This is a genomic window from Thauera phenylacetica B4P, from assembly GCF_000310225.1.
GTDB classification, from domain to species: Bacteria; Pseudomonadota; Gammaproteobacteria; order Burkholderiales; family Rhodocyclaceae; genus Thauera; species Thauera phenylacetica.
On the sequence record NZ_AMXF01000216.1, the window covers coordinates 1 to 6,887 of the forward strand.

At 71.2% G+C, this 6,887-nt stretch carries 6 protein-coding genes; 3 read left to right on the forward strand and 3 right to left on the reverse strand.

Annotation, left to right across the window (positions count from 1 at the left end):
* Nucleotides 1-95: 95 nt before the first annotated feature.
* The gene (locus C667_RS18565) at nucleotides 96-1,730 is read right to left on the reverse strand and encodes a FecR family protein (protein WP_004375399.1); all 1,635 of its coding nucleotides are present in this window, start codon (nucleotides 1,728-1,730) and stop codon (nucleotides 96-98) included.
* Nucleotides 1,731-1,921: 191 nt separating this feature from the next.
* Here C667_RS18565 and C667_RS18570 point away from each other — a divergent pair, with 191 nt between their 5' ends.
* On the forward strand, nucleotides 1,922-3,085 hold the full coding sequence (locus tag C667_RS18570) for a THUMP domain-containing class I SAM-dependent RNA methyltransferase (RefSeq protein WP_004375401.1): 1,164 nt from the start codon (nucleotides 1,922-1,924) through the stop codon (nucleotides 3,083-3,085).
* A gap of 19 nt (nucleotides 3,086-3,104) precedes the next feature.
* Here the strand turns inward: C667_RS18570 and C667_RS18575 are convergent, their stop codons facing one another.
* Nucleotides 3,105-4,241: a PilT/PilU family type 4a pilus ATPase gene (locus tag C667_RS18575; protein ID WP_004375403.1), complete on the reverse strand. Its 1,137-nt coding sequence runs from the start codon at nucleotides 4,239-4,241 to the stop codon at nucleotides 3,105-3,107.
* Between the two features lie 40 nt (nucleotides 4,242-4,281).
* The gene (locus C667_RS18580; protein WP_004375404.1) at nucleotides 4,282-5,325 is read right to left on the reverse strand and encodes a type IV pilus twitching motility protein PilT; all 1,044 of its coding nucleotides are present in this window, start codon (nucleotides 5,323-5,325) and stop codon (nucleotides 4,282-4,284) included.
* A 125-nt stretch (nucleotides 5,326-5,450) separates the two neighbouring features.
* Here C667_RS18580 and C667_RS18585 point away from each other — a divergent pair, with 125 nt between their 5' ends.
* Nucleotides 5,451-6,170: a YggS family pyridoxal phosphate-dependent enzyme gene (locus C667_RS18585; protein WP_004375407.1), complete on the forward strand. Its 720-nt coding sequence runs from the start codon at nucleotides 5,451-5,453 to the stop codon at nucleotides 6,168-6,170.
* A 41-nt stretch (nucleotides 6,171-6,211) separates the two neighbouring features.
* A partial coding sequence (gene proC / locus C667_RS18590) for a pyrroline-5-carboxylate reductase (RefSeq protein ID WP_004375410.1) occupies nucleotides 6,212-6,887 on the forward strand: 676 nt, incomplete at its 3' end.

Genomic DNA, 6,887 nt, shown 5'->3' on the forward strand with positions numbered 1-6,887 from the left:
GGCGCTCGGGGCTCATGGGGCGACGCCTCGGGCGCCATGCCGCCGCGTCCCCAGCGGACGGGCGCACGCCACGGCGGGGACCGCTGCCGGCGCGGTCATGGCACCAGCAGCAGGGGCAGCAGGACGAGCAGCGCGCGCCAGTGGTCGTGCGGGACCTCGACCTGCTGCGGCTTGCTCCACGGTCCGGGCGGGCCGCCCGGCTCCTGGCTGCGGATGCGCACGTGCCACACGCCGCCCTCGGGGCGCTCCATCGCCAGCTCGGGCGTGCGCGTGTCGAGGCGATGCGCCGGGGTGGCGAAGTCGGCGTCGCGGGCGAACTCCACCTGGTAGGCCTCGGCCCCCTCGCGCGCGCGCCAGCGCAGCTGCAGGGTGTCGCCGTCGACTTCGGGCGGCTCGGCCTGCGGGCCGGGCGGGGGGCGGCGGAAGCGCTGCGCGTCGGAGTAGGGGCCGCGGCCCTCGTTCGCGGTGCTCAGCCCGACCCGCCAGAAATAGTCGCCCGCGGGCAGCTCCTCGTCGAGCTCCAGCTCGGCTTCGCGCAGGTCGTCGCGCTGCATCAGGATGCGTTCGAAGCCGGCGTCGGCGGCGAGCTGGAAGTGGTAGGCGGTCGACTGGGGATCGTGCGCCCAGGAAAACCGGACCTTGTCCTCGGTGGCGAAGCCGTCGGCGGGTGGCACGCTCGGGAAGGGGGGCTCGGGCCGGGCGTCGATGAGGACCTCGCGCTCGCCGTCCAGCCCCTCCAGCCCGCGGCCGTCGACCGCGCGCACGCGCACGCGGTAGCGCCCGTCGGGGAGCTCGCCGCTGCCGAGCGCTGCGGCCTCGTCGGCGCTGCGGTCGGAGGCGAGCACGGTGAAGCCGCCCGCGGGGGAGAGCTGGGTGCGGTAGCGCAGCGCGCCAGCGACCGGCTCGATCGGGATGCGGAAGGGGACGCGGTCGATCACCGCGGGCAGGCCGGCGAGCTCGGGCGCGGGCAGCAGGGCCGAGGCGCGCTCCGGAAGCTTGCCGCGCTGGGCGTAGCTGCCGCGGCCGGCGGGCAGGCGGGTCTGGCCACGCGCGTTGCGCAGCGCGACCTCGCCCTCCAGGGTCTCCGCACGTACGCCATCCCGGACCGCGGTGATGCGGAAGTCGGTGCCGCGCACCGCCGCCACCGCGGCCGGGGTGTGGATGATGTAGCGTCCGCCGCCGCGCACCGGATTCACCAGGTTCTCGATGTGGCCGCGCTCGAGCTGGAGCTCGAGCTGCTGCGCCCCCGAGGCGCGCAGGCGCTCGAGCCTGCGCACGCGAAAGGTGGTGTCGGCGCCGACCAGGCTGCGGCTGCCGTCGGGAAATTCCAGCGTCAGGCTGCTGTCCGCGCCGCTGCGCACCTGCATGCCGGGCAGCACCCGCATCCCGGGCGAGAGCGCCTCGCTGCCGCCGGCGCTGCGCACCTCGACCTCGCCGCGCACGTCGATCACCTCCGCGCCGCCGCGCTCGCCACGCATCCACGCCACCGGGATGCGCAGCACGCTGCCGGGGCGGATGCTCTCGGGTTCGAGGATGCGGTTGTAGTCCTGGATGCGCGGCCAGTAATCGATGCTCTTGAGGTAGCGCCGGGTCAGGTTCCACGGGTTGTCGCCGGGCTGCACGACATAGACGAAGTCCTCCGCGAGCGCAGGGCCCGCACAGGCTGCCAGCAAGAGGCAGGCGAGGGTGCGGCGCAGGCTGCGCAGCCGGGGGCGGGCAGGGGCGGACATCGGTATTCCTGGAGCATGGACGGGCGACCGTCAATTCTTCTCCTGGAATGCGCCGGATGCACGGAAATATTTCCTTGTCGACGACGGCGAAGGGCGCGGAGCTGCCCGTGCCGGGGCGTCCGTGGCACGGCGCAAGGGGCGCCGCCCGGGGGGCGGTACAATGCCGGCTTTTCCAGCGCCCGGAGTGACCCATGGCCGAAACCTTCTTTTCCCCTTGCCCGCGCGGCCTCGAGGCGCTGCTCGCCGAAGAGCTGACGAGCTTCGGCGCGCGCGCGGCGCGTGCGGTGCATGGCGGGGTGAGCTGGGAGGGCGACTGGGACGCCTGCCGGCGCGCCAACCTCGAGAGCCGGCTCGCCACCCGCGTGCTGTGGCGGGTGGGGCAGGGGCGCTACCGTGCCGAGGTCGACATCTACAAGCTCGCCTACAGCGTGACCTGGGCGAAGTGGTTCACCGCCGACGACACGATCCGCATCTACGTCACCGCGCAGAAGTCGCCGCTGAAGAGCCTGGAGTTCATCACCCTGCGGGTGAAGGACGCGGTGTGCGACCACTTCCGCACCGTGGCCGGGCGGCGGCCGAGCGTGGATACCGCCAACCCGGCGGTGCGCATCCACCTGTTCCTCACCGCCGACACCGCCACGCTGTATGTCGACACCACCGGCGAGCCGCTCTACAAGCGCGGCTACAAGCCGGCGGCGGTGGAGGCGCCGCTGAAGGAAAACCTCGCCGCCGGCATCCTGCGCCTGACCGGCTGGCAGGCGGACGAGGCCCTGGTCGACCCGATGTGCGGCAGCGGCACCTTCCTGATCGAGGCCGCGCAGATGGCGCTCGACATCGCGCCCGGCCTGGGGCGCGGCTTCGCCTTCGAGCGCCTGCGCATCCACGATCGCGGCGCGTGGGCGGCGCTGCGCCGCGCCGCCGAGCAGCGCCGCAAGCCGGCGCGCGTGCTGCCGATCTTCGGGTCGGACGTGGTCGGCGAATGGGTGCGACGCAGCCGCATGAACCTCGACGCCGCCGGCCTGGCCGACTGCGTGCGCCTGGACCGCGCCGACGTGCTCGAGCGCACGCCGCCGGCCGCGGCGGGGGTGATGGTGGCGAATCCGCCCTACGGGGTGCGCATCGGCGAGGCGGAGGAGCTCCTCGCCTTCTATCCCCGCCTGGGCGACGCGCTCAAGCAGCGCTGGGGCGGCTGGCGCTGCTACCTGTTCAGCGCCGACCCCGAGCTGCCCAGGCACATCGGCCTGAAGGCGAGCCGGCGCACGCCGCTGTTCAACGGCGCGCTCGAGTGCCGCCTGTTCGAGTACCGCATGGTCGCCGGCAGCAACCGCGAGCGCGCGCCCAGTCCGCAGGAGTGAACGCGCGCGGCCTGCGGCCCTACAGGATGCCGAGGTTCTGGATGCCGCCGCCGGGCGCGAGGGGGTCGCCGTGGCGGCTGTTGAGCTTGATCTGCAGGCGCAGGTCGTTGACCGAGTCGGCGTTGCGCAGGGCGTCCTCGTAGCCGATCAGGTCGTCCTCGTAGAGCTGGAACAGGGCCTGGTCGAAGGTCTGCATGCCGAGCTCGCGCGAGCGCTTCATGATGTCCTTGATCTCGGGCACGTTGCCCTTGAAGACGAGGTCGGCGATCAGCGGCGAGTTGAGCATCACCTCCACCGCCGGCACGCGGCCCTTGCGGTCCTTCATCGGCAGCAGGCGCTGCGACACCATCGCGCGCAGGTTCAGCGACAAGTCCATCAGCAGCTGCTGGCGGCGATCTTCCGGGAAGAAGTTGATGATGCGGTCGATCGCCTGGTTGGCGCTGTTGGCGTGCAGGGTGGCCAGGCACAGGTGGCCGGTCTCGGCGAAGGCGATCGCGTAGTCCATGGTCTCGCGGTCGCGGATCTCGCCCATCAGGATCACGTCGGGCGCCTGGCGCAGGGTGTTCTTCAGCGCCGTCATCCAGGACTCGGTGTCGATGCCGATCTCGCGCTGCGAGACGATGCAGTTCTTGTGCTGGTGCACGAACTCGATCGGGTCCTCGATGGTGATGATGTGGCCGTAGGTGTTCTCGTTGCGGTAGTCGACCAGCGAGGCGAGCGAGGTGGTCTTGCCGGTGCCGGTGCCGCCGACGAAGATCACCAGGCCGCGCTTGGCGAGGGCGATCTCGGTGAGCACCGGCGGCAGGCCGAGCTCCTTGAAGCTGGGGATCTTCTGCGGGATGGTGCGCAGCACCAGCGCGACGCGGCCCTGCTGCACGAAGGCGTTGGCGCGGAAGCGGCCGATGCCCGCCGGCGAGATGCCGAAGTTGCACTCCTTGTGGGTCTCGAAGTCGGCGGCCTGGCGGTCGTTCATGATCGCGCGCGCGAGCTCGGTGGTGTGCTGCGGCTGCAGGATCTGGTTCGACTGCGGCACGATGCGGCCGTCGACCTTGATGGCGGGCGGAAAGCCGGCGGTGATGAAGAGGTCCGAGCCGTTCTTCTGCAGCATCAGCCGCAGCAGGTCGTGCATGAACTTGAGGGCCTGGTCGCGTTCCATGTTCTGCGTGCTCCTGCCCGGGCGGGCGGATGGATGCCGCTCAGGCGGCGAAGCTGTCCTTGTTCTGCGCCTTCACGCGCGCTTCCGCGGCCGACACCACGTTGCGCCGCACCAGGTCGACGAGGCACTGGTCGAGGGTCTGCATGCCGATATTCTGACCGGTCTGGATCGAGGAATACATCTGCGCGATCTTGTTCTCGCGGATCAGGTTGCGGATCGCCGGGGTGCCGATCATGATCTCGTGCGCCGCGACCCGGCCCTGGCCGTCCTTGGTCTTGAGCAGGGTCTGCGAGATGACCGCGCGCAGGGATTCCGAAAGCATCGAGCGCACCATGTCCTTCTCGGCCGCGGGGAAGACGTCGACGATACGGTCGATGGTCTTCGCCGCGGACGAGGTGTGCAGCGTGCCGAACACCAGGTGGCCGGTCTCGGCGGCGGTCAGCGCCAGGCGGATGGTCTCGAGGTCGCGCATCTCGCCCACCAGGATCACGTCGGGGTCCTCGCGCAGCGCCGCGCGCAGCGCGTTGTTGAAGGACTGGGTGTCGCGGTGCACCTCGCGCTGGTTCACCAGGCAGCGCTTGGATTCGTGCACGAACTCGATCGGGTCCTCCACGGTGAGGATGTGGCCGTACTCGTTTTCGTTCACGTAGTCGAGCATCGCCGCCAGCGTGGTGGACTTGCCCGAGCCGGTCGGCCCGGTCACCAGCACGATGCCGCGCGGCTGGTGGGCGATCTCCTTGAAGATCTTCGGGCAGTTGAGCTCCTCCAGGGTCAGCACCTTGCTCGGGATGGTGCGGAACACCGCGCCCGCGCCGCGGTTCTGCTGGAAGGCGTTGACGCGGAAGCGCGCGAGGTTGGGCACCGCGAAGGAGAAGTCGCACTCCCAGGTCTCCTCGAGCTGCTTGCGCTGTGCGTCGTTCATGATGTCGTACACCATGGCGTGCACCTCCTTGTGCTCGAGCGGCGGCAGGTTGATCCGGCGCACGTCGCCATGCACCCGGATCATCGGCGGCAGGCCGGCGGAGAGGTGGAGGTCGGAGGCCTTGTTCTTGACCGCGAAGGCGAGCAGTTCGGTGATGTCCATGGTATTCCGGCGCGATGGGCGGCCTGGTCGCCTGCGGGGCGGGGCCCAGGCCGGGCCTCAGGGTGGGCAATGGAGCGATGCTATACTCTCGGCGCCCTGAAATCCCAGGAAATAGGCCACGGAACATGACGACGATCGCTGCGCGCCTCGACGCGGTGCGCGCCCGCATCGCCGCCGCGGCGCGACGTGCCGGGCGCGACCCCGCCGACGTGACGCTGCTCGCGGTGAGCAAGACCTGGCCCGCCGAGGCGGTGCGCGAGGCCGCCGCCGCCGGGCAGCGCGCCTTCGGCGAGAACTACGTGCAGGAAGGCGTGGACAAGGCCGAGGCGCTGCGCGCGCTCGGCCTAGAATGGCATTTCATCGGGCCGTTGCAGAGCAACAAGACGCGCCCGGTGGCGAACGCCTTCGACTGGGTGCATGGCATCGACCGCCTCAAGATCGCCGAGCGCCTGTCGGCCCAGCGCGACGTGCATCTGCCGCCGCTGAACGTCTGCATCCAGGTCAACGTCAGCGGCGAGGACAGCAAGAGCGGCGTGGCGCCCGACGAGGTGGCCGCGCTCGCGCAGGCGGTTGCTGGCCTGCCGGGCCTGCGCCTGCGCGGGCTGATGTGCATTCCCGAGCCCACCGAAGACACCGCGTTGCTGCGCGCGCGATTTGCCGTGCTGCGCCGCCTGCGTGATGAACTCGTCGCCGCCGGCCTGGCGCTCGACACGCTGTCGATGGGCATGTCGCACGACATCGAGCCGGCGATCGCCGAAGGCGCCACCATCGTGCGCGTCGGCACGGCGATCTTCGGCGAGCGCGTCAAGCCCGTTTCCACCCCGGTCTCGGCCGGCTCCGCCTGACGCGCGCTCGTGTGCGTCGGCTCTTGAATTCAGGTCACCTAATGAAGATCACTTTTCTCGGCGGCGGCAACATGGCCTCTGCCCTCATCGGCGGCATGATCGAACGCGGCTTTGCGGCCGGCGACATCCAGGTCGTCGAACTCGGCGATGCGGCGCGTGCCGCGCTCGAGGGCCGCTTCGGCGTGCGCGCGGTGGCGGGCTTCGATGCGGTCGCGCTCGCCTGCGACGTGCTCGTGCTGGCGGTGAAGCCGCAGCAGATGAAGGCCGCGCTCGCGCCGCTCGCCGGGCAGCTCGCCGGCCAACTCGTCATCAGCATCGCCGCCGGCCTGCGCCTGGCCGACCTCGGGCGCTGGCTCGGTGCGCCCGATGCGCCTTACACCCGCTTGGTGCGCTGCATGCCCAACACCCCGGCGCTGATCGGCGCCGGCGTCACCGGTCTGTATGCCGACCCCTCGGTGGACGCCGCCGGACGCGCGGCCGCCGAGCGCATCCTCGCCGCAGTCGGCAGCACGGTGTGGGCCGACGCCGAGGCGCAGATGGATGCGGTGACCGCGATCTCGGGCAGCGGGCCGGCCTACGTGTTCCACTTCATCGAGGCGCTCGAGGCGGCGGGGCGCAGCCTCGGTTTCGACGAGGCGGGCGCGCGCCGGCTGGCGATCGACACCGCGCTGGGTGCGGCGAAGCTGGCCGCCAGTTCAGAAGATTCGCCCGCCGTGC